This window comes from Pedobacter sp. MC2016-24, from assembly GCF_015223055.1.
Lineage (GTDB): Bacteria > Bacteroidota > Bacteroidia > Sphingobacteriales > Sphingobacteriaceae > Pedobacter.
Genome location: NZ_JADFBX010000010.1, coordinates 73,272 through 99,114 on the forward strand (window position 1 = coordinate 73,272; position 25,843 = coordinate 99,114).

Here is a 25,843-nt window from a genome sequence, read left to right on the forward strand (position 1 = left end):
TTTTTATTTGATATGGAAATTCTAAATGCCTCCAAACCAATGCCTCAGCGCAAATGGTTAGTAATCTACACCCGTCCAAGATGGGAGAAAAAAGTAGATCAAACACTCAAAATGCAGGGAATTATTTCCTATTGTCCATTAAGAAAAGAAAAACACCAATGGGCAGATCGTGTGAAGGAAATCGAAACTCCTTTGTTTAACTCCTATATTTTTGTTTACGTAGATCCCTGGGAAGAACTTAAAGTACGAATGACCAATGGTTTTATCAATTTTGTTTACTACATGGGAAAGCCCGCGATAATCAGGGAGTCTGTCATTGAGAATATTAAAAATATCATCCTGGTTTTTCCACAAGCAGAAATTTTAAATATGCGGGGTATTGCGGTAGGTGACCTGGTTCGTATTAAAGATGGTTTGATGAGGGAGAAAGAAGGGCAGGTGGTTAAAATTCAGGGTAAAAATGTATTGATGCTGATTGAAAGTTTGAACTGCATGATGATTACTACGGTAGCTGTCGGCAATCTGGTTCCGGTAAATTAAAATATTTACAGATGACACGCCTAAAAGAACTGGATGTATTAAGGGGGGTAGCTGCATTCAATGTGCTGTTATTCCACTATTTATCCAGGTTTAAAGTCAATTTTAATGCAGATTTCATGGAGGGATACAGCTGGAATATAGGGCAGTATGGCGTGCAGTTATTTTTTATGATCAGCGGGTTTGTAATTTTCATGTCCTTACAGGGTGATACAACATTAGAATCTTTTGCCTACAAAAGGTTTTCCAGATTATATCCGAGCTATTGGATTTGTGCGTGTGTTACATTCGCTGTTGTAAACCTGTCCAATGAACCGCAGGCTGGGACTAGCAGTTTTTTAGTGCTTTTGGGCAACCTGACTATGGTTCAGGGACAGTTTAATGTTAAAAATATAGACGGTGCATACTGGTCGCTGGTTCCGGAACTGCTGTTTTATTGCCTGATGGGCGTATTGTTCAAACTCGGTTTGTTAACTAAAATACGGGTAGTAGCCCTGATTTGGTTGGCGTTGATCATAGGTAACCAAATATTTGTATTTTCTTTTGGTGCTTATTTGCTCAATTTGAAATATGGGATGTTCTTCCTTTCGGGGATGCTTTTTTATAACCTGAAGGTGAAAAATGGAGACTGGCATGAGCATGTGCTGATTGCAATTTGCTGGCTTACCGCGCTGATGCAAAGTCCATCCACAATATGTCTGTATGTATTTTCGCTCATTTTTTTACTGTTTTATCTTTTTACCTATGGCTTGCTGAAAGCTTTTACGTTTAAGCCATTCCTGTTTTTAGGATATATCTCTTATCCTTTGTATTTGTTGCATCAGAATATTGGTTATGTTTTGATTTTGAAACTTAACCGGATCATCTCAAATGAATATTTGGTTATACTGATTACTTTCAGTTCTATGGTGTTTTTAGCCTGGATTGTTACGCATTTTATTGAGAAACCTATTCTGCACTTTTTGCGAAATTACCATCCACTCCGTAAACAGTACCTAAACCTGTAACCTTATATTTTAATGGACTTAAAAGAAAAAACGGTATCCGGTTTGATCTGGGCGTTTATACAACAGTTTGGTGTTCAGGGAATCGGATTTATAATTACCATAATTCTGGCCAGACTGCTGACACCAGCAGAATTTGGCCTGATTGCGATGCTTACTGTTTTTATTGCTGTTGGAAATTCATTGCTCGAAGGTGGTCTTTCTTCGTCGATCATCCGTACCCCAGATCTGGAAGAAAAAGACTATGCCACTGTTTTCTTTTTTAATCTTGGGGGAAGTGTGTTGATCTATATCGTGGTGTATCTTGTAGCGCCATTTATTGCTGAATTTTACCAGCAGGCGGCATTGACACTCGTGCTCAGAATATATGCACTTGATTTTATTATCAATGCTTTTTTCGGAATTCAGAACGCAAAGCTGACTCGTGATATGAATTTCAGATTGCAGATGACGATTCAGATTCCAGCTGTACTTATTGGCGGATTATTGGGAATTGTTTTAGCCTTACATGGTTATGGTGTCTGGAGCCTGGTTTGGATGCATCTGTTTCAATCTTTAATCTCTACTGTGATGCATTGGATTTTTTCTGATTGGCTGCCCATACTGGCTTTTGACCGGGCATGTTTTAAAAGACATTTTCACTTTGGATACAAAATGACACTAACAGGCTTATTAGATATTTTATACCGCAACATTTACATCCTGATCATAGGAAAATACTACTCGGCTACTCAACTTGGTTTTTACTCAAGGGCTGATTCCTTAAGCCAGTTGCCGGTAAGTAATTTATCTGCTATTGTAAATAAGGTTACTTACCCCATGTTTGCAAAAATCACAGAGGATGATGATAAGCTTAAAATGGTATACCAGAAAATCATGAAACAGGTTGTCTTTTGGAATGCACCCATATTGGTTTTTCTGGCTATCGTTGCTGAGCCATTGTTTAGGTGTATGCTAACCAGCAAATGGTTGCCTGCGGTTCCCTATTTTCAAATTCTCTGTTTTGCAGGAATTATGTACCCATTGCACGCCTACAATTTGAATATCCTGAAGGTAAAGGGCCGGAGTGATCTGATTTTAAAGTTGGAGCTGCTAAAAAAAGGAATTTGTGTAATGGGCATTCTGGCCGTTATCCCCTTCGGTATTTATGGGCTGCTTTATTTCCAACTCTTGTTCAATTTTATTGGTTATGCCATAAACTCGGTGTATAGCGGTAAACTCATCAAATATCCGATGACTGAGCAGATACGGGATCTGCTACCCCTCATTGCAGTTGCATTTATGGCAGGCGCTTGTGGTTATTTATTTGATCACTTCTGCATCATTCCCCTTTATCTAAATGATATCGTCAGGATGCTATTCAATGGAACCGTGTATTTTCTGAGTTATGCGATCCTCAGTACCATTCTAAAACTAACACCTATAGCTGATTTTAAACAATTAATCCTAAAAAGATGATACCTGTAACTAAACCTTTTCTTCCAAAAATTCAAGAATTTGGAGAATACATGAGTGCAATATGGGAACGGCAATGGCTAACTAATAATGGCCCTTTGGTAAACGAACTGGAATTAAATTTAAAGCGTTACCTGGATGTAAAGCACTTGCTTTATGTAGCTAACGGTACAATAGCTTTGCAAATAGCAATTAAGGCATTGGGGTTAAAGGGTGAAATTATTACTACTCCTTTTTCTTTTGTGGCAACCACAAATAGTATTGTATGGGAAGGATGTAAACCTGTGTTTGTAGATATTGACGGGGAAACCTTCAATATTGATCCAAAAAAAATTGAGGCCGCTATAACCCCGGATACGACTGGTATTCTGGCCACTCATGTATACGGCAACCCCTGCGATATTGATGCCATACAGGAAATTGCCGACCGCTACGGACTAAAAGTAATTTACGATGCTGCACACTGCTTTGGTACCAAGTACAAAAACAAATCGGTTTTTGAATATGGTGACATCAGCACAACCAGTTTTCATGCCACTAAACTTTTTCATACAATAGAAGGTGGTGCTGTATTTACCCAATGTCCTGACTTGTTGAAAAAGATGGCCTTGATGCGGAATTTTGGACACGACGGACCGGATGAGTTTTCTGAGCTCGGTATTAATGGGAAAAACTGTGAATTTCATGCCGCAATGGGACTTTGTAATCTAAAACAGGTCAATGAAATTTTAGATAAAAGGCGTTTATTGTCCTTCTATTACTGGCGGGCACTTAGCAATCTGGAAGCTAAGTATCCAAAATTGAATGATAGTCTCGATTACAATTATGCCTATTTTCCGGTGCTCTTTAACAGCGAAGAACTTATGTTGCGTTGTTTAAAGGCATTGGAAAATGAAAAGGTATACTGCAGGCGGTATTTCTATCCTTCGCTTGCAAAACTGCCTTATGTAACGGCAACCCATTTGCCGGTTTGTGATTCGATATCGAAACGGATACTTTGCTTGCCGCTTTATCATACTTTAACCTGTAGCGACCTTGATCTGATTACCAGGGTAATATTACGGGTTCAGAACTATGACAATCCGGTTAATGACGTTAAACAGGATTTGATGATGGTAAATAATAACCAGTTGGCATGAAAAGCTTAGTTCGGGAAATGAGGGTATCAGTTTGTTGCATTACCTATAATCATCACCTGTACATCACACAGGCCCTAGACAGTTTTCTGATGCAGGAAACCGATTTTGATTATGAAATTATTGTTGGGGATGATGGCTCAACAGATGGAACCCGGGAGATAATTGAAGGGTATTGCCGGAAATACCCGGGACGTATACAATTGATTAGTCACAATCCAAATATCGGTGCCATCAATAATCAGGTCGATATCCTGAAGCGCGCATCTGGTCGCTATATCGCCATGTGCGATGGTGACGATTTCTGGACGGATAAAACGAAACTGCAAAAGCAAGCGGAATTTTTAGATGGTCATGCGGATTATGTATTGTGTTGCCACCATACCAGGGTAATTGATGATAATGACAACACGGTATATGAAAAAAAGGATCCGGTAAGCCTGGAGTTTGATTATAAAGATGTTTTACTTGGGAAAAGGGAAGAAACGAGAATATGTTCACTAATGATGAGGAATATTGAAGCAATAATGGGCGTAACTAAACACCACTGGTATTTCGAAACTCATGGAACCGATACCCTTTTAAAACTGTATGCGTTGGCCAGTACCGGAAAAAAAATATACGTAATGCCGGAAGTGATGGCGTGTTATCGTTTACACACCGGAGGGATATGGAGTATGATTAATCCAAAACTGAGAAAAACGCGGATGCTTAGTGATTTCAATTTAACCATAAGAAATTTCAAATACTCTTCTGTGCAGAAAAGAGCCCTGCTGAAGATATACCTGAAACAGTACTTTTTATTTGATATGCGGTATTTAAATTTTAACAGTGCCGTTCAAACGCTTACAGCATTATGGTAGCTGAGCATAAATCCAGGCTTTTTTTTATGATCAATACCTTAAATGGTGGCGGAGCCGAACGGGTCATTTCAAATTTAGGCAATCATTTTTGTCAAAAGAATTTCGAAGTTACCATGGTCTGTTTAAACGAGGCAAAGCCAGCCTATTTTCTTGATCCTAAAATCAAGATACATTCACTGATCGATAAAGATAGAAAGCAATTTTTTGGATTCAGGTTATATTATGCCTTGCGAACATTTTTCAAATTATTCTTGCTACTCAAACGGGAGAAACCAGCGGCAATTGTTTCTTTCATGACTTCCGCGAACATCTGGACCGGACTTAGTTGTCTTTTTATTAAAATACCCTATTTCGTTTCTGAAAGGATCACACCAGATTACACGGTTAACCGGTTTAGTTTTATGTTAAATAAACTCGCGGCAAAATTATATGGCCGATCAAAAGCGATAGTGGTGCCTTCAACCGGAATGATTGCAGCGTTTAAAAAAAATAGCGCTTTTAAAGAGCTCCATAATTTTAAGGTGATTAACAACCCGGTTAACCGTTTTGGATCATCGGAAATGTCGATATTATACCCCAATAAATTTATTTTAGCCGTAGGAAGACTGGATCCTCAGAAGGGATTTGATTTGTTGATTAAAGCTTTTAAAAAAATGGATATAGCAGATCTGGATCTCCTGATTTGCGGTGAGGGTGCCGAACGTTGTAATTTGGAGCTGCAGATTGCAAGGTTACACTTAAAAAGAAAAGTAAAATTAATTGGATTTCAGGCAGATTTATCGGCGTATTACAGACAAGCCGAAATATTTGTGCTGTCGTCCAGAAATGAAGGTTATCCAAATGCACTCGTCGAAGCCATGAGTCTTGGTTGTGCTTGTATCGCAGCCGATTGTGAGTTCGGTCCGGCGGATATTATAGACCACGGAAAAAACGGATTGTTGGTGAAACCGAATGAAGTGAATGCACTTTATAAAGCGATGAACGGCTTAATATACGATGCGGCGTTAAAGGCAAAATTGTCAGTAAATGCCATTCGGATCAATCAGACAAATTCTACAGAAAATACCGCTGCCAAATGGGAACAATTGGTTCTAAGCCACATTTAAAAGAATCGGCCCATTTTCCAGATTAACCAAGCCAAATACTAAATGCTAAAATTATGAACATCTCATTCTCTCCGCCGTTTATTGATCAGGCAGTTATTGATGAAGTGATGGATACACTTCGGAATAACTGGATCACTTCAGGACCAAAAGTAAAAGCATTGGAAACCGAACTGTTAAATTTTACGGGTTCAAAAGCCACGGTTTGTGTCAACTCCTGGACCTCTGGGGCTATTATGATGCTCAAGTGGTTCGGTATTGGTGACGGGGATGAGGTGATTGTGCCTGCGTATTCTTATTGTGCTACGGCTTTGTGTGTATTGCACTGTGGTGCAACGCCTGTAATGGTGGATATTCTGGATGATTTTACCATCGATCCGGAATTGGTAAGGGCAAAAATCACAGCGAAGACCAAGGCTATTATTGCGGTTGACATTGCTGGTTTACCTTGCAACTACAATAGGCTTAAAGAGGTAGTCAATGATCCGGAAATTAAAGGTATGTTTGTTCCTTTCAGCTCCAGACAGGCCGATATGGGCAGAATTCTGCTGATTGCTGACGCTGCGCATTCTATTGGGGCAACCTACAAGGGGGCTCCGGCAGCACAGCAATGTGATGCTACGATTTTTTCTTTTCACGCCGTGAAAAATATCACCACAGCAGAGGGCGGTTGCATCTGCCTTAACCTGCCGGAACCATTCGATAACCAGGTTGAATATAGTTTCTTAAAACTTTTTTCACTGAACGGACAGAATAAAGATGCTTTTGCCAAGTCTATGGGTGCAAACTGGAAATACGATATCCTTTTTAAAGGATTTAAAATGAATATGCCTGATATCTGTGCGGCGATTGGTTTAGCCCAGATCAGGCAGTACCCCAACAAGTTACTGCCTTTACGTAAAAACATATACCAAAGGTATTGTGAGGCCTTCAAATCATTTGATTGGTTTATTCCACCTACCATGAAAGACGATACCCGTGAGGCTTCTTATCATCTTTTTCCGTTGCGAATAAAAAATATTACAGAGTCTGAACGAGACCGGATTATAGAAAATATTGTGAAGTGGGGAGTTGTGGTTAATGTGCACTTCATTCCGATGCCTATGTTGACATATTTTAAAAGTATCGGATATGTGATTGAGAATTATCCCAATAGCTACAAACAGTATGCGTGTGAAATTTCCCTCCCTATTTATCCACAGTTAAGTGAATTGGAAGTGGATTTTATCATCGCCGCAGTTGAATCCTCTGTTCAGGCATTGAATGTAGAAAAGGGTCTAAAAGTATTAATCTAATCGTTACGATGATGAATGCAAAAAGAATTTTCGATCTGTTATTAGCCATCATGGGTATCCTCATGTTGAGCCCTGTTTATTTGTGTATTGCTGCTATTTTGAAACTGGGTTCAAAGGGCCCTGTTTGTTATAAGCAATTGCGTGTTGGGATGAATGGCAAAGCCTTTGTTTTATATAAATTCAGGACCATGTACCTGGACTCAGACCGGTCTGGTCTGCTTACTGTTGGCGATCATGATTGCCGCATTACCAAAGCGGGTTACTTGCTCAGGAAGTATAAACTGGATGAATTGCCGCAACTCTTTAATATTTTAATAGGAGACATGAGTTTTGTAGGCCCCAGGCCAGAAGTGCAAAAATACGTAGACCTGTATAATGAAAGTCAGCGTAGAGTGTTGGATGTGAAGCCAGGGATTACCGATTGGGCATCAATTAATTACGTGCATGAGAGTGAGTTGCTTGCCGCTGCTGAAGATCCTGAAATTTTCTACATCAATACGATCATACCAACTAAAATTGAACAAAATCTGAAATACATTGACCACCACAGTTTGTGGATTGATTTAAGAATTATCTCCAATACAATTAGGTGTGTTTTCTGGCACATCTAAACATAAACTCAGGATTGCTTCATCACTTACAATGAAAGTACTAAAGATCTTAGACTGGCCGGCAAAAAGGTATTACGGTGAGACGCATCCGCTTTACAAATGGCGGTCTTTATTGATTGAAAATGATATCAAGGTGGAGTTTTACTTTGATATTAATGATAAAAGGCTTTACGGCGGAGATTATTTAATGCTACATTCCAGGTATTTCGAGTATGGGTGGCAAAACATCAAACTGAGAGATACACACAATCAGGCAGAATTGTTTACCTTTTTAAAACGGGTAAAAAGATATACCGGGAGGCTGATCTGGTTCGACGCAGCAGATTCTTCCGGATCTCAGGATTTTCCGTTGATCCCATACGTGGATGTATTTCTGAAAAAACAAATCTTAAAAGATAAAAACTATTACACTTCAGCCAATCAGGGAAATGACCTTAGGATATGGTTGAACAAAAAGGAGCACCAAAGTAGCGTTTTCGAGGCTTGTCCGGTGAACCAGTTACCTAAAATAGGACTGGCATGGAACCTGGCCTATAACGACTATCGCTACTTTGGTTTCAAAATGAGCCGTTTAAGCAATTATCTGAATTATCAGATTTATCCGCTTAAATATTCGCCGGTAATCAGCGAGAGAAAGTATGATTTAGCTTTTCATGGTACCATTCATGCCACTGATACCGGGCAGAAGGGCGTTTTTGCGCAAAGAACACATCTTTTGAACAGTTTTAAAGAGCTTGAGTTAAATATCGCCACAGGGGTAAATGTGAGTAAAAAGCAGTATTGGAAGGAGTTGCGGGCTTCTAAAATTAGTGTGAGTCCTTATGGCTGGGGGGAGATCTGTTATCGTGATTTTGAAAGTATGATTTCGGGATCAATTTTAGTCAAACCCAGTATGGATCATTTGCAGACTTTTCCGAATGTGTTTTTGCCGGGGCAGACCTATGTGCCACTTTCCTGGGAAATGACCGAGTTAAAACAGGTTTTAGAATACCTGATTGACAATTATAAAAGTCTTAGACATATTGGCCAATGCGGCCAGGAATATTATCAAAGAATGATGCTGGATGGACAAGGCTTTGTTGAAGCTTTAAAAAGAAATATAGATTTAACTGATTCGCTATGAAGATCATTGTTATCTGTTTGATGATATTGTATTTATCTACTTTATCATATGGTATTTTCATGACGGGGACTTTCCGGATTCCGGCCCCGCTTTTATTTGTATGTCCGCTGATATTCTTTTTTAAAACCAGATATGATGGCCCTTTTATGTACACGCGTGAACTGATCTTGTTGAGCGTAGCTATTTTTTTATACTATGTAGTTGGGCTTTCAGATTTCTCGGGCTTTGCTGCCAATTTGATGGTTATTGTGTTTTGTGCCGGTTTTTTTAATTTTTTTGTTGGTAAAAGTCCGATGCGTTTTAAGTTATCGATCCTGATCTTTTTCATACTCCTGAGTTTTTCTGGTCTGGTGATGGTATTCAATCATTTTTATGTGGCCGAAACCAATGAGATCCGGGAGTTTATTCTTGGGGATAAAGTAATTCAGACTCCAGCTGGAATATCACTTACACAATTTGGTTTTGGATACCATCTGGCTGCTTTATGTCCTTTCGCATTTGTCTATACATGTGTATTTAAAAAAGCTTTGCTGATCAGGTTGTTGGTGTTGATTGTTTGTCTGATTTTCTTATTTCTGGGTATGCAGCGCTCGGTATTTGTTGCTTTTGTAGTTACGGCATTCGTTTTTGTGATTTTGTATTACCGTCTCAAATCGATAGTCGTGATGCTGTTATTGGTAGGTACGGGATTGCTTTTCTACAACTTTCTACTGAAAGAACATTTGGATGTTGTAGACAACATCATGACGAAAAATGACCACAATGACGCACAGTACAATAGAGCTGGCCTTGCGGAGGAAAACCTACGCATTTATATGGATTACCCGTATGGCTTGATCTTTTACGGTAAAAACTGGGGCGATGTAATTTATAGAGATTATGTGTTTTCTTCAGGCATTACTTCTCACAATGCATATTTGATGTTTTTTACCTACCTGGGACCCTTCCTGGGATTGAGTTTACTAGGAGCTATCTATTATAAAGTTAGTTTAATATTCGCCAATATTGTATGCTTCATCCGCAGACCAGAGAATGGAATGCTGGTTTGCTTAAGTTTTGCGTTTATGGGTATTTCTATAAATGCACTTTCTCACAATCCTTGGCTGATCAGTGCAGATGGGCCTACAGTTTTTCTGTATTTCAGCATGCTGCATTTGTATAAAATGCAAAGCGATGTTGTACTTGAGTCCACCATTGAAATACTGCCGTCCTATGCTTAAGATCAGGATAGTACATGTTATTGGCCGATTGGGAAGGGGCGGGGCCGAACGCTTTGTGATAGATATTTGCAATGAAATGTCGAGGCATGATCGTTTTGAGATTTACATTCTGTCACTTAGCGAAAATGATCCGGAGGAAAGTTTTGTTAATGAGATTAATCCGGAAGTGAATTACATCTCACTGAACAAACCTACAGGGTTTAGTCTGGAGGCATTACTCACATTGACAAAATGGCTTAAGGCACTAGCGCCGCATGTCGTTCACAGTCACATGAACAGCTTTGAGTATCTTACTCTATTTCGTTTACAGGATAAAGGTGCTTTATTTTTTCATACACTGCACAATGTTGCCCGAGAAGAATGCCCGGGTTTACTTATCAAAACAATCCGGCAGATCTGCTTTTGGCTGAATAGGGTGGTTCCAATTACCATTTCAGAAAATGGCAGTAAAACATACCGGTCATACTATGGCATGAGTAATGACGTGCTCATTAAAAATGCCCGGCCTTTGCCTGTTGTTTCTGACCATTATCAGGAAATATCTTCTGTTTATAAACAGGATCTGAAGCAATTTTTGTTGGTTCACATCGGTAGAATCTCGGCAGAGAAGAACCAGCAGCTCTTGCTGCAGGCCGTTCAGCAGTTCAATAATACTGAGGCTGTAAAAATCAGGCTGTTAATTATTGGAGGTGTACAGGATCAGGCATTGTTTGAAGCCTTAAGAGGGATTGCCGGGGATGATAAGCATGTGGAATTTTTAGGAGGTAAGTCAAATGTAGCAGATTACTTGTGTATTGCAGATGCCTTCTGTTTGTCAAGCGCTTTTGAAGGGATGCCAATCTCCATCATTGAGGCTATGGCATTGGGTTGCATTCCGATTTGTACTCCGGTTGGCGGAATGGTTGAAATGATTGAAGATGGTGTGACCGGATTTATCAGCCAAGACCTTAGTGTAGCTTGCTTTTTGGCAACGTTGAAAAGGGCGCTGTATAGTGCCTGCAAGCAAGACATTCAAAAAAGAATTGTGTTGGAGTTTTATGAGAAATACCACATTGGGATTTCAGCAGAAAACCATTTGAACACTTACGTGAAAATGCTCAATAGTGCCGGGAATACGGATATCTCGTTAAAATTATTTATAAATCAAGATTCACATGATAAACTTCACCAGTTCTGAACTGAAAATAGCGAAGAAACTTGAGCTTCTTAAAGCACAAGCCGGATCACATTCGCCTAGTATCATTACGTTTAAACAGAAGCTACCTGAAATTAAAATTAAGGTAGATGCCTGTTTTTTATCCAATCCGTATGCCACCGATCTCTTTATCGAGTATTTTGATAAAGAGATACTTAGAAATGGTAAGATCAGGGAGCTACTGGAATGTTATCCATCGCAAAATAGCGTGATTGCTGAAACGCTGGGTGCTTTTTTGAACATAAACCCTTTAAATATATTTATCGGGAATGGCGCTATTGAAATTATACAAGCGGTGATTCACAATTTTACCATTCGAAAAATCATGATCAATATTCCTACTTTCTCTTCGTATTATGAATACGTAAAGGCTGGAGTAGAGGTGGTTTACAATAACCTGGATAAAGGAAATAGTTATGACCTTGATGTTCGGGAATACATCGATTCGGTAAAGCTGCACCGTCCGGATACCATTGTATTGATCAATCCGAACAATCCAAATGGGGGTTATACGCGGATTGCGGATGTCCAGATGATTTTAGAAGAACTCTGTTTTGTTACCAATATCATTATTGATGAAAGTTTTATTCATTTCGCCTACGAAAATGAAGCTTTTCAATTGGTGTCTTTGTCTCATCTTGTCGAAAAATATCCAAACCTGATTGTGATCAAAAGTATGTCTAAAGATTTTGGTGTAGCGGGTATACGTGCAGGCTACGGGATTATGAATGCAAAATATGTTGAACAACTGCTGAGTAATGGATACTTGTGGAATTCTAATGGACTGGCAGAATATTTCTTCAGGCTGTATACCGATAAAGATTTTGCTTTAAAGTACGATCGCGTACGTATAAGATATATCGTTGAGACGCTTGAATTCATTGAACAATTGAAGGAACTGCCTCACATTAAAGTCTACCCCAGTATGGCAAACTTTGTATTGATTGAATTGAAGGATGGGATGAAATCAGCAGATTTCGTATCGAAGTTACTGATCAGTTATGGGATTTACATTCGCACCTGCGATGATAAAATAGGGCTTCAAGGTGAGTTTATCAGGCTTGCATCCAGATCTAAAGCTGAAAATGAGTATATCATAGCCTCCATTAGTGCTTGTATTCTTGAAAAACCCGTAAGTTATCTGGTCAATGAAACGGTTGATTAGAATGGTAATATACCATGGTTTTGATTACTACTTTAAGTTTCGTTTTAAACGTTTTTTGAAGAGTAGTGAGCCTGGAGGAACTGTTTATCTGGTTGATATTGACAATACGCTGGCTGATACCTGGCCATCGCTTCAAAATTATGTATATCGTAGCGAGCATCAACGTTATCTATCCTTATCAGTTTTTATTGGTATGCGTAAATATGTAATGAGTAAACTCAGAAATCATGAACATGTCGTTTTTTTGTCCGCACGCAGTTATTTTAAGTATTATACCACCAAAAAATGGCTTTTGTCATGCGGGATTTTAGCAGATGAACTTATACTCGTTTCCAATGCATTTGAAAAAATATCTTACGTTAATGATTTGGTAGATGGTGGTTTTAATGTTGTCTATTTAGATGATTTGAGTTATAATCATGAACACGGGAATGTGCTATTTTATAGTGACCTTATTTATAGCTTAAATAAATTACCCATTACTTATATGGGCGTTGAGCAAATCAATTTAATTAATTCAGTTTATGAAGGCGATAACCAAGGTTCTTAAAAGACTCGTACGTATTACTAAGATCATCTCCCTGATCAACTGGCTGCAGTTTTGGAAACAGTATGATTCGACTAGTAAAATTCTGCTGTGGATACCAAGCCTTTCATTCCGGTATTTAGGAACAGATGCTTTCATCTGGGATATGGCAACCATCTCTGGATTGCTGAGCAGGAGTGAAAATTTTTGCATTTTTTTCGGAAAAGGCATCGGTAAATACCACGATAAGAAGATATTTTTTTCGATGAGCAGTGTTTATAATATCTACAAGTTCGACGACTATACCAGTATATTGTCACATATAACCCGGCAACTTGAATTTCAAAATAATGTTATTTTTCCTAAATCCAATGAAGCCAGGTTATGGGAAAATAAGGCCTACATGCACCATGTATTTAATCGGGCTGATGTACATACGCCGAAAACTAAGATTATCCATAATTTAAATGAACTGGTTGATGACCCATTTGAATTTCCTTTTTTGATCAAAGCAGAACATTCTTGTGCCTCAGAGGGCTTATACAAAGTTTCGGACTGGGTGGATATTGTAGCACTTGCTGATAAGCCAGATTTTAAAAATCAAAATGCACAGATTGTGGTTCAGGAGCTGATTAACATGCGCAGAGATTTGAGAGTGATTCTGGTTGACGAAGAAATTGTATTGCACTATTGGCGCATCAATCTGGAAAAAGACTGGAGGCCAACGTCAACGAGTTATGGTAGTCAGGTTGACTTTGTGTCCTTCCCTGATCAATGGACGAAGCACATTCTCAAGACCTTTCGCTCGCTGAACATGACAACCGGCGCCTTTGATATTGCCTGGGAAAATGATGACCTCAATACTGTGCCCTTATATCTTGAAGTTAGTCCTTTTTACCAGCCCAATCCGAACATTGATGTTGGGAAGCAGGCTTATGCTTTTTACAAGCAAAAGTTCAGACTGTTTAGGTCATGGGATGCAAAGTATGTGGCGGAGGTATTCCGTATCAAGGATAAACAGGTGAATGCTTATTTAGATGAGCAGCTAGAACTTTCAAAAGCCAGCTTTTAAAACTCAGTCATATGGACATACGTAAACGAATTATACTTCTGACACCTTCGATGAGTAAAGGTGGTGCAGAAAGTCAATTGCTTAAAATAGCTCGGTTTTTACAAACAGAGGACCATAAAGTCCTGTTGATTTCCATGAAAGGAATTGATGAGTTTGATGGTGCTTTACAGGAATGCGGATGTGATCTGTTGTTTTTAAACAATTGGATTCGCAAACCATTTTCAAATGTTAACGCCCTTTGCCGGACAATTGATAACTTCAAACCGGATGTGGTATTGGCATTCATGTTTGTGGCGATTATTGCCGCCAGAGTGATGAAACTCAGAACTAATTTTAAACTGATTTCAAGTATCAGAATATCGGTTATACCAGCCAAATGGTATGTTCCCTTCCGTATGACATCGGGTTTGGATGATGTCATCGTTTACAATTCTTTAGCTGCCAAGCAGCATTTTGAAAAGAAAAACCTGTGCGTAAGGGGGGGGCGGATTATCAAAAATGGCATCAGCATTTCAAACTTTAAACCAAAAGCGCAATTGGCGAACCTTCCTTTTAAATGGATTTGTATTGGACATTTCAGGTGGAATAAAGATTATAAAACTTTGTTTAGGGCGGTTGCGCTAATTAAGCACCATGATTTTCAACTGAACATCCTGGGTAAACCTGATGGCGAGCAATGGCCTGAAGAAATGATTAATTCACTTGGCATATCGTCGCACGTAAATTTATTGGGTTTCAAATCAGACCCAAGATCCTTTTTAGAAGATGCAAATGCATTTGTCCTTTCCTCATTTTCGGAAGGTATGCCCAACGCCGTACTGGAAGCCATGGCTTTGGCGAAACCAGTGGTTGTGACAGATATAGATGGCAATCATGAATTGGTGACTAAAGCCGCCTGTGGTTTTCTTTGTGAAAGTGAAAATGAACATGCGATGGCTACGGCCATGCTTAAAATCATGGAAATGTCTGACGCAAAACGCTTCATGCTTGGGGAAAGGGGAAGGGAATATGTTTGTGCCAATTTTGCCGAAGATCAGGTGATGAAACGCTGGATGCAATTGATCAATGAAACAACTTGTAAACAACCATAAGATGTGCGGAATATTTGGAACAGTTAATTATCGTAATTCAATTGCAGATCAACGGGTATTTGAAGGGCTGCGTCATCGCGGTCCAGATCAATATGGTTATCAGGCTAAAGATAATGTTCAGCTTTATCACACGAGGTTGTCTATTCAGGATTTAAGCTTAAGTGGGTGTCAGCCTATGGAATACAAGGACTTGATTATTGTGTTTAACGGAGAGATATACAATCACATGGAACTTCGTGAAAAATACAACCTAAAAGCTGAATCAAATTCCGATACGTTAACCATACTATTGCTGTTTGAGCTTATGGGAATGGAAATGCTCGAAGAATTTGATGGGATGTTTGCATTTTCACTTTATGATACTAAAAACAGAAAAATGTATCTCGCCAGGGATCGGGCCGGAAAAAAACCTTTGTATATACTTACTTCAGACAATAGTTACATTTTTTCTTCTGAATTGAATGTCCTATATCAGATTGCGCAACCCCAAATTAATTATGCCGCGCTGGCAGACTATCTCTATCTGGGCCATTTTCATCGAAAAGCAACTCCTTATTTAGGGGTTGATGAACTGGAAAATGGATATTATCTGGAAATAGATACCCAGACACTGCAGTCTAAAATGATTTGCTGGTTCCAGATGGAAACATATTACAAGGCTAAAAATGACCTAAACCAGCAAGATACAATACTTCAGCTTGACTCCTTATTGCAAACTTCAGTCAAACGGAGGATTAATAGTTCCGACCTTGCTGTTGGATCTTTCCTGAGTGGAGGTATTGACAGTGGCTTAGTTACTGCCATGGCAGCACAGCAGGTAAACAAGCTCAGGACTTTTACCGTGAAAGTTGAAGGGGAATTTGATGAGTCAGTCCTGGCCGCCCAGGTTGCAGCGAAATACGATACGCAACATGAAGAAATAGAGATTGGCTTTTCAGACCTCGGTAGTCATATTGAAAAAATACTTAACAATCACGGGGAGCCTAATTCGGACAATTCTGCAATACCCAGTTATTATGTAGCACGTGAAGCTAAAAAGCACATTTCAGTGGTACTTAACGGTGATGGTGCGGATGAACTTTTTGGGGGATACAGGAGGTATGTTCCTTTTAGGCAATTTGATTTTTTTAATGCAAGTAGCCTGACCAGGAGTAGTTCCAGATTGATTTCTAATCTTTTACCCGTGGCCAATCATAAACAGAGTAGTTATACGTATTTCTACCGTTTGCTGAAGTTTGCAGGTTTTGATGATTTAACTCAAATGTATTGTTCTGCATCTTCCGATATTATGGTAGGTTTTGAAGATATGTTTTTACAAAATCCCTTGATGGAAAACATCAGCGCTGACATCGAGCGCATCAATGGTTATGATATTTCAGCACTTAAAAAGATGCTCCTTATTGATTTTGAATCGATGCTGTTTGGCCGGTTACTACCGAAAATGGATATTGCCACAATGGCCCATTCATTAGAGGGTAGAAGTCCTTTTTTAGGTAAGGATTTGCTTGAATTTGCCCCCGGTCTCTCGGATCGGCATAAGATTACAGGGGCTACTACCAAGGTGATTTTAAGGCAGCTTGCTGAAAAATATTTACCGGTCGATTTGGTTAATCAACCCAAAAGGGGATTTGAAATACCCCTAAAAAAATGGGTTGATCAAGAACTCAAAGCGGTTATGCTACATTATCTGCTGTCTAGACACACCATTTATGAAAAAATCATCAGAAAGGATTTTATAAAAGATCTGATTGATAGAAAAATTAAAGTTTCTGATGAAAAAAGAGCGAAAATACTATTCTGTGTATTTAGTCTGGAAGTTTGGTATAAAAACTTACCGCAGTAAATTCTTTTCACATTTAATCTCAAAATTATGAAAGTATTGGTAACTGGCGCAGCTGGTTTTATTGGGTTTCATTTGACTCTGTATTTGTTAAATAGGGGCGATGAAGTTGTTGGCCTTGATAATATAAATGAATATTACGACGTGAGGTTAAAATATGGCAGACTCAGGGAGACTGGAATTGATGAACAGAAAATCAGTTACGGGTTAGCAGTTGCAAGTGATACCTATCCAAAGTATCAATTTATCAAGTTAGATATTACAGATCATTGCCGACTGAAAAAGGTGTTTAAGAACTGTCATTTTGATGCTGTATGTAATTTAGCAGCACAGGCCGGCGTAAGGTATAGTATCACAAACCCCAAAGCATATATTGATTCCAATATTATGGGATTTATGAATGTGCTGGAATGCTGTCGGGTAAATAACATCAAGCATCTCGTGTATGCCAGTTCTTCCAGTGTTTATGGATTGAACAAAAAGATGCCATTTTCAGTTGGTCAGGGTGTAGATCACCCGGTTTCTTTATATGCTGCGTCTAAAAAAAGTAATGAGTTGATGGCACATGCCTACAGCCATCTGTTTCAGATGCCAACAACTGGTTTAAGGTTTTTTACGGTGTATGGACCATGGGGAAGGCCGGATATGTCACTTTATTTATTTACTAAAGCCATTATGGAAAATAGACCAATTGATATTTATAACAATGGTGAAATGAAAAGAGATTTTACCTATATCGATGATATTGTGGATGGAATAGCTAAAGTTATAGACCGGCCAGCGAAAGCCAATCGCTTTTGGAATGATTTGAGACCCGATCCTTCCACTTCAAACGTACCCTATCGTATTTTTAACATTGGCCGGGGAGAATCCGTAAATTTGATGGATTTTATTACCGAACTGGAGCGGTTAACTAAACGTGTCGCCATTAAAAATTATATGCCATTGCAAGATGGAGATGTATTGGAGACATGGGCCGATATTAGAGCTACCAGGAGATTGACAGGCTACGAACCTAAGACATCTTTTGCTGAAGGCATAGAACGGTTTGTGGATTGGTACACTAATTTTTATCCAATTGAAACGGTCACAGAGAAGATACTTCAGGCAGTTTGAAAACGCTTAGTACAAGAGAATTTTCATTACTTTTTTTAGCTAATTGCTTTTTTAGATTTTTAATCTGTTATAAATTGACAGAAAAATTACAAAATAGCGAATGCGATTTGTCGGCAGATGATCTTCAATTTATCTTTTTATAAAAAAAAACACATTTTGTGAAGTTTTACGTAAAAAAAACTGGGTTTAAAAAATTTCGAACTTTATTTTTTCTTCTAATTATAAATTTTATCAGTTATCATATCGGGAAAATAGATGTGATGCAGATCAGTTTTTATGATGTTTTGAGTTAAGGCATTTGACATGTCAATTTTCCTGATGCAGATGTAATGTCCTTTGCTTTAGCCAAAACAAAGCTAATTCCGTATTTTTTTGAGTATATAAGGGCTAGTTTTTTAGCGTTACCATTGTATAAATCAAAAAAACATATGGTAAGAAAAAACAATTCAACAAATCGACTGCCCATGAGTCTCCTGTTACTTTTAGTTTTGTTTACTTTTAGTAAATGTAAAAAAGACTCGGATGCGGCAAAAATTGATGCTCCAACCAATCAAATCGTGACAGACCTTTCCGCTGTCCAATCATCCACAACTGAAAAAATACTAAGCCTAAGCAATGTTGCCAGTGATGGTGGTTTTGCTTATAAGGTTTATTCAGATCTGGGAGCTACAAGTGATTCAGAAAATAATTCTTCGGCTTCCACTTTACGAATTTTTGAAAATGGTAAAGAACTTGGGCCGGGACATGCCCTCCATGCCGATATCAGGGCGAAAGGTAAAGGTCTTTTCAGTCATTGGGCTGGGAATCTCTATTTCTCTTCTTCTGACAATACTGATCCTAGAAAAAACGGAAGAAAATATACGTATACATTTGGCAGTGCATCTGTAGAAGTACCACCGAATACCGTTACTCCTCCGACTACAACACCCTCAGAATCTACATCGAAAATTATCGGCTATGCTATGGTTGACGGAACTACTACTGGTGGTGCAGGCGGGCAAACGTTAGTTGTAAGCACCTTATCTGCATTGAAAAGTGCAGTGGAATCCAATTCTCCTTTAATCATACAGGTTTCTGGTAAGATTACCGGTACGGGTTTTCTAAATGTCAAGTCCAATAAAACCATACTTGGGCAGAAGGGCTCAAGTTTAGAGGGGGTAGGTTTATTGATGTATGGAACCAACAATGTGATTATACGAAATATGACGATCAGGAATGTAGTTACTTATTCTAATATCGTGATTAAAGAGGGAGCACATCATGTATGGGTGGACCATTGTGACTTATCATCAGACAGAAATCATGGTTGGGACTATTACGATGGATTACTTGATGTGGGGAGAAGAGCAGATTACGTAACTTTATCCTGGAACAGGCTTCATGATAATCATATCCCTATGCTTATTGGTTTTGGGGATCAAAATACGGATGATATTGGTCACCTCAGGGTTACAGTATATAAAAATTATTTTTATAATGTATCTGAAAGACAGCCGGGTACTCGGTTTGGTTACATGCACGTATTCAATAACTACATGTCAAATGGCAGTGGTTATGGCGTTGGTGCAACCATGGGGGCAACGGTTAGAACAGATAATAACTATTTTGAAAATCAGGCTATCCCTATTTTTACAGAATACAATGCAAAGCCTGGCTACATCAGTGGTGCCACTACAAATATTTATAAAAATAGCGGTAACAACAGAATTTCGACTGCAGCTTCAACCTGGGTTCCAGCTTATGACTACAAATCAGAACTGATTGCTGCGGAACTTGTTCCTGCTGTGGTCGTTGCCGGATCTGGTGCTATCCTATAAAGCCATCATACATTCCATGATTGGATAAATTAGGTGTAAAGGTCAGTCTGATGGAAAGGGTCAGACTGACCTTTGATACATAAAATCAACAATCAATTCATATGGAAAAAGTAAGCAAAAGGATCCTGATCTCCTGTGATTCCCCACGTTCTCTACTAGATTTCAGAGGAAAGTTAATGGAGCGGCTTCTAGAAACACATGAAGTTGTGCTTTTTACACCGGTCATCACTCAACAGGCCATTCGGGATAAGCTGGTTAAAATGGGTGTCAATATTTACGAAAATCAATTGATGCCAAGTACGGTAAATGTGATTTCCGATTTTGAATATATCCTGACTTTATATCGCTTAATTAAAAAAATTAAACCAGACGTATTTTTTCCTTATACCTTTAAGCCTGTGATCTACGGTTCACTGGTAGCCAATTTTTGCCGGGTACCTTGTATCACATCAATGTTGACAGGCCTGGGCTATAACTTTACGGACGAACGGAAAAATCTGCTTCGTACCATCACAAAAAAATTATTGAAGCTGAGTTTAAAAGCCAATAGAAGGCGTCGGCTTATTCTACAGAATCAGGACGATTATAAAACGCTGCTAAAACAGAAAATCATTACGAAAGCAAACCAGGTGTTTATCGTTAATGGTTCTGGTGTTGACCTGGATTACTATTGTTATTCCTCGCCTGACATAACCAGGATCAGCTTCCTTATGATTTCCCGTTTAATTAATGCCAAAGGGATCAAGGAATATTACGAAGCTGCAAAGTTGGTAAAGGGACAATTTCCAGAAGTTAGCTTTAAGTTGATTGGTCCATATGAAGAAAATATTGATGCAATTGATCCCCTTTTGTTTGAGGAAATCAAGACATCCGGCATCATTGAATATACTGGATTAATTGCTGACGTTAGACCGGAAATTACGGCGTCATCAGTTGTTGTTTTGCCTTCCTATTATGGGGAGGGAATTCCGAGATGCATTCTGGAGGCTATGGCAATCGGTAGGGCGGTTATTACAAGCGACTCAGTCGGATGCAGAGAAACCGTCAATACACTTAGAAAGAAAGCTAATGGATTTCTGGTGCCAGTTAAAAACGTGCCGGCTCTCGTCTCAAAAATGGAATATTACATTAAGCATCCCATTGATATCATCAGATTTGGGAGTAACGGCAGAAAGTTTGCACAGGACAAATTTGACGTGAATAAAGTCAATGAGCAAATGGTCCAGATTATTGAAGGTCGATAAATAGAATTTACTTAACTAATACCAAGCCAATGTTATATCACCATTTTGCTGTCCGTTCAAAAACGGATTGGGACGCTTTTGTGCTGCGTTCCCTGATTCATGAAGCTTATCATACCTGGCATTATCACACACTTAATTCCGAAGGAGAGCCTGTTTTATTTGTTTATGAAGAAGGTCCACATTTCATAGCTTTACCCTTAATCAAGCGTAAAATTGAAAATTCGGAGTTTTTTGATGTGACATCAATTTATGGCTATGGAGGACCCATTTCAAATTTACCTTTATCAGATATTCCAGATGATAGGAAGGCGAATTTTAAAAAATCATTTCAGGAGTTTATGGACACGGAGCAATGTATCTGTGTATTTTCCAGGCTGCATCCTTTTATCGCTCAGGATGATCTATTGAGTACGATTGGTGGGGTATGTGACAATGGAAGTACCATTTATATGGATCTTTCGTTGCCGATCGAAATACAAAGGTCAAATTACGACAAAAGGCTCTGGAGGCAGATCCGTAAGTTACGGTCGGAAAATTACATCATCAAAGAAGCGGAATCAGAAGCTGAGATTCGCGATTTTACGATGATGTATCATAAAAATATGGAACGCTTAAGTGCTGCACCAAATTATTATTTTGATTACAACTACTTTGTGGGATTACTGAACAGTAAAGAACTTGATAATAAACTTATACTGATTTACGATGGTCAGAAACTAATTTGTGGTGCCTTGTTGCTGGTTTCCAGTTACCTGATTAGAAATCATCTTTCGGCCACTGCACAGGAGTACATTAATGAGTCTCCTAGTAAATTATTGACTGATGAAATTAGCCTGATCGGAAGAAAGGTTGGAGCAAAGATTTTTCATTTGGGTGGTGGGGTTGGAGGAAAAGAAGATTCCCTTTTTAAATTTAAAAGCCATTTTTCAAATACCAGGATCAGAGACCAGATTTGGTGTTTTGTCTCGAACAACCAAGCATACAATGAGCTTGTTGAAAAACGGAGTGCAGAATTGAATCCAGAGTCCCGGTATTTTCCAATATACCGTCAAGTCAAACAACAGACTTTTTAACCCCAATAAATTTTAAAACGTATGAACAATAAATTCGATTATTCAGGATTGAATACTACTGTATTCGATTCCGTAATTAAAAATTGTGGATGGATTGTCTATGAAAATGCATTGTTACCCGCATTTGTAGATCAGATAAACGACTCTCTGGATGCAGCTTATTTTATCCGAAGAAAAATCCAGATTCAGAATGGAATTTCAGCGAATATGGGTGGAACACTTCATCATTTGGTTGAAAAAGATAATTTTTCGCTTAGGTTTTTGTCGCAAAAATATGGCAATGAAGTAATCAGACATTATTTAGGGGGTAATTACATCCTCAATTCTTTGGGAGCAGTTATCAATAAGCAAAATTCGGGTGCTTATGTGCAGAATATCCATCGGGATGTCCGTACGTACAGCCCGGATTTTAATCTAATGATTCAAATGATGGTTTTATTAGACGATTTTACGGCAGAAAATGGAGCTACTTATTTTCTGTCTGGCTCTCAGCGTCGTGAGCATAAACCTGAAGAAGCTGAGTTTTACGCAGGCGCTGAGCGGCTGATCGCAAGAAAAGGGAGTATTGTTTTATTTAATTCTAACCTTTGGCATGCCGCCGGAACTAATCAGACTAACAGACCAAGAAGGGCCTTAACCATGGCTTTTACAAGGCCCTTTTTTAAACAACAAATGGACTACGCAAGAATGCTTGGCGATGATTATGCTGAAAATCTCAACGACGATTTAAAGCAAATAATCGGATACAATTCAAGGGTTCCTGTAAGTCTCTTTGAATATTATCAGCCAGTAGAGAAAAGAATGTACCAGCCTGGACAAGGTTAATGGTTTCGACTCATGAAAAAAATCAACTTAAGCAGAGTAAAACCTATCGGCGGTTATTTAGATTTACAGTTGAATAAATCGGCTGAATTCTACCCCCTTTTATTGAAATTAAATACCGGTAGAAATGCCTTCGAGTATATTTTAAAAGTTAGGGGATATAAAACTGTCTTTATTCCATATTTCACCTGTGAGGTATTATTGGAGCCTTTGCGGAAATTGGGGATATCCTACCAGTTTTACACCATCAATGAAGCTATGGATCCAGTGATCGATTTTGAACCTGGTGATCATGTGGGCTTCCTTTATACCAATTACTTTGGTTTGAAAGGGGATACCATAAAGTTTTTAAGTAAGCAATATAAGAATTTAATCGTCGACAACTCTCAAGCCTTTTTTTCTGAACCGTTACCTGGGGTAGATACTTTTTACTCTTGTCGTAAGTTTTTTGGTGTGCCTGATGGAGCTTATTTGCATATGGATAGTCAGATGAGGCTGAAATTGGAAAGAGACCATTCATTGGGCCGATTTTCTCATTTAATAACCAGTATAGATCAGGGGATTGAAAGCGGTTATGCTGCTTATCTGGAAAATAACGTGTCATTATCCAATAATCCAATTCGAGGTATGTCTTTATTGACTAATCGGATTCTTTCAGGAGTAGATTACAAGACCTGCAGATATAGAAGGAATTCCAATTTTATGTTTCTGCATGAGGTATTAGGTGACATCAACCATTACTCTTTTGACGCGTCTTCATTAAATGGTCCAATGGTTTACCCATTTGTAAGCTCTTCGAAGCAAATTAAACAGCGGCTGTTGGAAAACCGCATATATGTGGCCACATACTGGCCAAATGTGCTGGATTGGACGACAAAGAAAATGTTTGAACATTATTTGACCAATCACTTGACGGCACTCCCAATTGACCACCGCTATACGCATATTGACATGCGCAGAATTTTAAATGTCTTAAAACCCTTGCTATGATGGATGTTTTCTTGAGACCCCTGACTTTAACTGATGCCAATATTTCCTATAAATGGAGGAACAATCCAGAAATCTGGAAATTCACGCCATTTGTACCAAAGGGCGCAATTACAGTCGAAATTGAAAATGACTGGTTGTCTGATGTTTTAAAACGTAAAGATGAAGCCCGTTTCGCCATTTGTCTTGAACATTCGGGGCAATATATCGGCAATGTTCAACTCATTAACATTAGAAATTCAGAAGCTGATTTTCATCTGTTTATAGGAGAAACAGATTGTTGGGGAAAAGGATTTGGTGAGCAGGCATTACAGCTCATGTTAGCCTATGGATTTGCTAAATTACAACTTAAACGCATATTTCTCGAAGTGAATAAAGCCAATGCCGCTGCCATGACCATTTATAAGAGACAGGGGTTTAAAGTTGTTGATGATAGTAAAAATTATATTGTTTTGGGGCTGACAATAAATGTTTATCAAAAAACTCAGAAAAACATAGCATGATACAAATTCTCACTTTAAGCCAAAAAAATGAATGGATGAATTACGTATATCGGGCGAAGGACTTCGATTTTTATCACACCTGGACTTACCATATGCTCGATCCGGACGATGCGCAAGCCTTCTTATTTGTGTACGACGATACTGATACCTTTATTGCTATACCTTTACTAAAACGGGCAATTCCAGAAACAACATTGTTTGATTGTAGTTGTGTTTATGGCTATAGTGGTCCCATTTCTAACGTTTGTTTCTCTGAGATTTCCGGCGAGTTTATGGCTAATTTTAAAAGAGCCTTTATGGGCTATTTAAGAAAAGAAAAGATCGTTACTGTTTTTTCCAGGTTACACCCATTTTTTTACCAAACGCCATTGATAACAGAGTTTAGTAATGTATTTGACAATGGAAAGGTGGTGGTTATTGATTTAAAAACTTCTATAGAAAATCAAAGGGCCAGTTACAACTCACGAATGCTTAGGAAAATCAAGCAACTCCGGAAATTGGGATATTATGTTAAAGAGTCTGAAACGTCAGCGGATGTCGAAAACTTTGCGGCGATTTATAATTCTAATATGCTGCGGTTGAATGCTTCCTTATCCTATTTTTTTAATGTAAAGTATTTTCAGAGTCTGTTGAATTCAACAGAGTTTGACGCTCGCTTATTCCTTGTATATAATAAGAATAATTATCCGGTAAGTGGTGCTTTGATCGTTTGTACCAACAAAATTATGCAGGCTCATTTGCTGGGTACCAGAACAGAGTATTTGTCTGATTCACCTGCAAAGTTGTTAATTGATGAAGTCACCGTTTTTGGACGAGAATTGGGGATGAGCTACTACAATCTGGGTAGTGGTCTGGGCTTTAAAGAGGATTCCTTATTCAGGTGGAAGAGAAATTTCTCCAGCTTGACATTAAATTATAAAAGCTGGCGGTTTGTAGCCGATCAAGTGCAATACGATGCCTTAATGTGCGAAAAAAATATTGACCGGAACCTTGACGTCGACTTTTTTCCATTATACCGATTGGAAACAAAAAACATATAATTATT

Annotated in this window: 24 protein-coding genes; all 24 read left to right on the forward strand. The window is 38.6% G+C overall.

Going from position 1 to position 25,843, the window contains the following annotated elements:
• The first annotated feature begins 12 nt into the window (after positions 1–12).
• The 24 genes from IM797_RS20190 to IM797_RS20305 all read left to right on the forward strand — a co-directional run bounded on the left by IM797_RS20190 (position 13) and on the right by IM797_RS20305 (position 25,838).
• Entirely contained in the window at positions 13–540 is a 528-nt protein-coding gene (locus IM797_RS20190) for a UpxY family transcription antiterminator (RefSeq protein ID WP_194128992.1), read from the forward strand.
• Positions 541–551: 11 nt separating this feature from the next.
• The gene (locus tag IM797_RS20195) at positions 552–1,544 is read left to right on the forward strand and encodes an acyltransferase (RefSeq protein ID WP_194128993.1); all 993 of its coding nucleotides are present in this window, start codon (positions 552–554) and stop codon (positions 1,542–1,544) included.
• Between the two features lie 12 nt (positions 1,545–1,556).
• Positions 1,557–2,999, forward strand: a complete 1,443-nt coding sequence (locus IM797_RS20200; protein WP_194128994.1) for a lipopolysaccharide biosynthesis protein — start codon at positions 1,557–1,559, stop codon at positions 2,997–2,999.
• Positions 2,996–4,135 (forward strand): DegT/DnrJ/EryC1/StrS aminotransferase family protein, encoded by a 1,140-nt coding sequence (locus IM797_RS20205; RefSeq protein WP_194128995.1) that lies wholly within the window; start codon positions 2,996–2,998, stop codon positions 4,133–4,135. Before IM797_RS20200 ends, IM797_RS20205 begins: the two co-directional genes overlap by 4 nt.
• Positions 4,132–4,995, forward strand: coding sequence for a glycosyltransferase (locus IM797_RS20210; protein WP_194128996.1), 864 nt, complete (start codon positions 4,132–4,134; stop codon positions 4,993–4,995). Before IM797_RS20205 ends, IM797_RS20210 begins: the two co-directional genes overlap by 4 nt.
• Before the next feature lie 26 nt (positions 4,996–5,021).
• Positions 5,022–6,101, forward strand: a complete 1,080-nt coding sequence (locus IM797_RS20215; protein ID WP_228098989.1) for a glycosyltransferase family 4 protein — start codon at positions 5,022–5,024, stop codon at positions 6,099–6,101.
• A 53-nt stretch (positions 6,102–6,154) separates the two neighbouring features.
• Positions 6,155–7,393, forward strand: coding sequence for a DegT/DnrJ/EryC1/StrS aminotransferase family protein (locus tag IM797_RS20220; protein ID WP_194128998.1), 1,239 nt, complete (start codon positions 6,155–6,157; stop codon positions 7,391–7,393).
• Positions 7,394–7,401: 8 nt separating this feature from the next.
• A complete protein-coding gene (locus tag IM797_RS20225) occupies positions 7,402–8,004 on the forward strand; it encodes a sugar transferase (protein WP_228098990.1) in 603 nt (200 codons plus the stop codon).
• Positions 8,005–8,035: 31 nt separating this feature from the next.
• Positions 8,036–9,127, forward strand: a complete 1,092-nt coding sequence (locus IM797_RS20230; protein ID WP_194128999.1) for a glycosyltransferase family 1 protein — start codon at positions 8,036–8,038, stop codon at positions 9,125–9,127.
• Positions 9,124–10,347, forward strand: a complete 1,224-nt coding sequence (locus IM797_RS20235) for an O-antigen ligase family protein (RefSeq protein ID WP_194129000.1) — start codon at positions 9,124–9,126, stop codon at positions 10,345–10,347. The genes IM797_RS20230 and IM797_RS20235 overlap by 4 nt, the downstream gene beginning before the upstream one ends.
• Positions 10,340–11,524: a glycosyltransferase gene (locus IM797_RS20240; RefSeq protein ID WP_194129001.1), complete on the forward strand. Its 1,185-nt coding sequence runs from the start codon at positions 10,340–10,342 to the stop codon at positions 11,522–11,524. Before IM797_RS20235 ends, IM797_RS20240 begins: the two co-directional genes overlap by 8 nt.
• Positions 11,502–12,707, forward strand: coding sequence for a histidinol-phosphate transaminase (locus IM797_RS20245; protein WP_194129002.1), 1,206 nt, complete (start codon positions 11,502–11,504; stop codon positions 12,705–12,707). The genes IM797_RS20240 and IM797_RS20245 overlap by 23 nt, the downstream gene beginning before the upstream one ends.
• Before the next feature lie 55 nt (positions 12,708–12,762).
• On the forward strand, positions 12,763–13,257 hold the full coding sequence (locus IM797_RS20250) for a hypothetical protein (protein WP_194129003.1): 495 nt from the start codon (positions 12,763–12,765) through the stop codon (positions 13,255–13,257).
• Complete coding sequence (locus IM797_RS20255; protein WP_194129004.1) at positions 13,232–14,305, forward strand: RimK family alpha-L-glutamate ligase; 1,074 nt, start codon at positions 13,232–13,234, stop codon at positions 14,303–14,305. The genes IM797_RS20250 and IM797_RS20255 overlap by 26 nt, the downstream gene beginning before the upstream one ends.
• 11 nt (positions 14,306–14,316) lie before the next feature.
• Complete coding sequence (locus tag IM797_RS20260; RefSeq protein ID WP_194129005.1) at positions 14,317–15,396, forward strand: glycosyltransferase; 1,080 nt, start codon at positions 14,317–14,319, stop codon at positions 15,394–15,396.
• A complete protein-coding gene (asnB, locus tag IM797_RS20265; protein WP_228098991.1) occupies positions 15,371–17,239 on the forward strand; it encodes an asparagine synthase (glutamine-hydrolyzing) in 1,869 nt (622 codons plus the stop codon). The genes IM797_RS20260 and asnB overlap by 26 nt, the downstream gene beginning before the upstream one ends.
• Positions 17,240–17,266: 27 nt before the next feature.
• Positions 17,267–18,352 (forward strand): NAD-dependent epimerase, encoded by a 1,086-nt coding sequence (locus IM797_RS20270; protein ID WP_194129006.1) that lies wholly within the window; start codon positions 17,267–17,269, stop codon positions 18,350–18,352.
• Positions 18,353–18,816: 464 nt separating this feature from the next.
• Entirely contained in the window at positions 18,817–20,169 is a 1,353-nt protein-coding gene (locus IM797_RS20275; protein WP_194129007.1) for a polysaccharide lyase family 1 protein, read from the forward strand.
• Positions 20,170–20,270: 101 nt separating this feature from the next.
• Positions 20,271–21,413: a glycosyltransferase family 4 protein gene (locus IM797_RS20280; protein WP_194129008.1), complete on the forward strand. Its 1,143-nt coding sequence runs from the start codon at positions 20,271–20,273 to the stop codon at positions 21,411–21,413.
• Between the two features lie 29 nt (positions 21,414–21,442).
• Positions 21,443–22,486, forward strand: coding sequence for a GNAT family N-acetyltransferase (locus IM797_RS20285; RefSeq protein WP_194129009.1), 1,044 nt, complete (start codon positions 21,443–21,445; stop codon positions 22,484–22,486).
• Between the two features lie 21 nt (positions 22,487–22,507).
• Positions 22,508–23,311 carry a phytanoyl-CoA dioxygenase family protein gene (locus IM797_RS20290; protein WP_194129010.1) on the forward strand — a complete coding sequence of 268 codons (804 nt, stop codon included), beginning with the start codon at positions 22,508–22,510 and terminating at the stop codon, positions 23,309–23,311.
• A gap of 12 nt (positions 23,312–23,323) precedes the next feature.
• On the forward strand, positions 23,324–24,298 hold the full coding sequence (locus IM797_RS20295; protein WP_194129011.1) for a hypothetical protein: 975 nt from the start codon (positions 23,324–23,326) through the stop codon (positions 24,296–24,298).
• Positions 24,295–24,798 carry a GNAT family N-acetyltransferase gene (locus tag IM797_RS20300; RefSeq protein WP_194129012.1) on the forward strand — a complete coding sequence of 168 codons (504 nt, stop codon included), beginning with the start codon at positions 24,295–24,297 and terminating at the stop codon, positions 24,796–24,798. Before IM797_RS20295 ends, IM797_RS20300 begins: the two co-directional genes overlap by 4 nt.
• Positions 24,799–24,833: 35 nt before the next feature.
• Positions 24,834–25,838 carry a GNAT family N-acetyltransferase gene (locus IM797_RS20305; protein ID WP_228098992.1) on the forward strand — a complete coding sequence of 335 codons (1,005 nt, stop codon included), beginning with the start codon at positions 24,834–24,836 and terminating at the stop codon, positions 25,836–25,838.
• Positions 25,839–25,843: the final 5 nt, after the last annotated feature.

Excerpts from the sequence above, each read along its gene's own strand:
- IM797_RS20215 (WP_228098989.1), top strand. The coding sequence starts at position 5,022 with ATGATCAATACCTTAAATGGTGGCGGAGCCGAACGGGTCATTTCAAAT.
- IM797_RS20280 (WP_194129008.1), top strand. The coding sequence starts at position 20,271 with ATGGAAAAAGTAAGCAAAAGGATCCTGATCTCCTGTGATTCCCCACGT.
- IM797_RS20290 (WP_194129010.1), top strand. The coding sequence starts at position 22,508 with ATGAACAATAAATTCGATTATTCAGGATTGAATACTACTGTATTCGAT.
- IM797_RS20285 (WP_194129009.1), top strand. The coding sequence starts at position 21,443 with ATGTTATATCACCATTTTGCTGTCCGTTCAAAAACGGATTGGGACGCT.
- IM797_RS20195 (WP_194128993.1), top strand. The coding sequence starts at position 552 with ATGACACGCCTAAAAGAACTGGATGTATTAAGGGGGGTAGCTGCATTC.
- IM797_RS20305 (WP_228098992.1), top strand. The coding sequence starts at position 24,834 with ATGAATTACGTATATCGGGCGAAGGACTTCGATTTTTATCACACCTGG.
- IM797_RS20205 (WP_194128995.1), top strand. The coding sequence starts at position 2,996 with ATGATACCTGTAACTAAACCTTTTCTTCCAAAAATTCAAGAATTTGGA.
- IM797_RS20210 (WP_194128996.1), top strand. The coding sequence starts at position 4,132 with ATGAAAAGCTTAGTTCGGGAAATGAGGGTATCAGTTTGTTGCATTACC.
- IM797_RS20260 (WP_194129005.1), top strand. The coding sequence starts at position 14,317 with ATGGACATACGTAAACGAATTATACTTCTGACACCTTCGATGAGTAAA.
- IM797_RS20240 (WP_194129001.1), top strand. The coding sequence starts at position 10,340 with ATGCTTAAGATCAGGATAGTACATGTTATTGGCCGATTGGGAAGGGGC.
- IM797_RS20230 (WP_194128999.1), top strand. The coding sequence starts at position 8,036 with ATGAAAGTACTAAAGATCTTAGACTGGCCGGCAAAAAGGTATTACGGT.
- IM797_RS20270 (WP_194129006.1), top strand. The coding sequence starts at position 17,267 with ATGAAAGTATTGGTAACTGGCGCAGCTGGTTTTATTGGGTTTCATTTG.
- IM797_RS20190 (WP_194128992.1), top strand. The coding sequence starts at position 13 with ATGGAAATTCTAAATGCCTCCAAACCAATGCCTCAGCGCAAATGGTTA.
- asnB (WP_228098991.1), top strand. The coding sequence starts at position 15,371 with ATGAAACAACTTGTAAACAACCATAAGATGTGCGGAATATTTGGAACA.
- IM797_RS20225 (WP_228098990.1), top strand. The coding sequence starts at position 7,402 with ATGATGAATGCAAAAAGAATTTTCGATCTGTTATTAGCCATCATGGGT.
- IM797_RS20200 (WP_194128994.1), top strand. The coding sequence starts at position 1,557 with ATGGACTTAAAAGAAAAAACGGTATCCGGTTTGATCTGGGCGTTTATA.
- IM797_RS20245 (WP_194129002.1), top strand. The coding sequence starts at position 11,502 with ATGATAAACTTCACCAGTTCTGAACTGAAAATAGCGAAGAAACTTGAG.
- IM797_RS20275 (WP_194129007.1), top strand. The coding sequence starts at position 18,817 with ATGAGTCTCCTGTTACTTTTAGTTTTGTTTACTTTTAGTAAATGTAAA.
- IM797_RS20295 (WP_194129011.1), top strand. The coding sequence starts at position 23,324 with ATGAAAAAAATCAACTTAAGCAGAGTAAAACCTATCGGCGGTTATTTA.
- IM797_RS20300 (WP_194129012.1), top strand. The coding sequence starts at position 24,295 with ATGATGGATGTTTTCTTGAGACCCCTGACTTTAACTGATGCCAATATT.
- IM797_RS20235 (WP_194129000.1), top strand. The coding sequence starts at position 9,124 with ATGAAGATCATTGTTATCTGTTTGATGATATTGTATTTATCTACTTTA.
- IM797_RS20220 (WP_194128998.1), top strand. The coding sequence starts at position 6,155 with ATGAACATCTCATTCTCTCCGCCGTTTATTGATCAGGCAGTTATTGAT.
- IM797_RS20255 (WP_194129004.1), top strand. The coding sequence starts at position 13,232 with ATGAAGGCGATAACCAAGGTTCTTAAAAGACTCGTACGTATTACTAAG.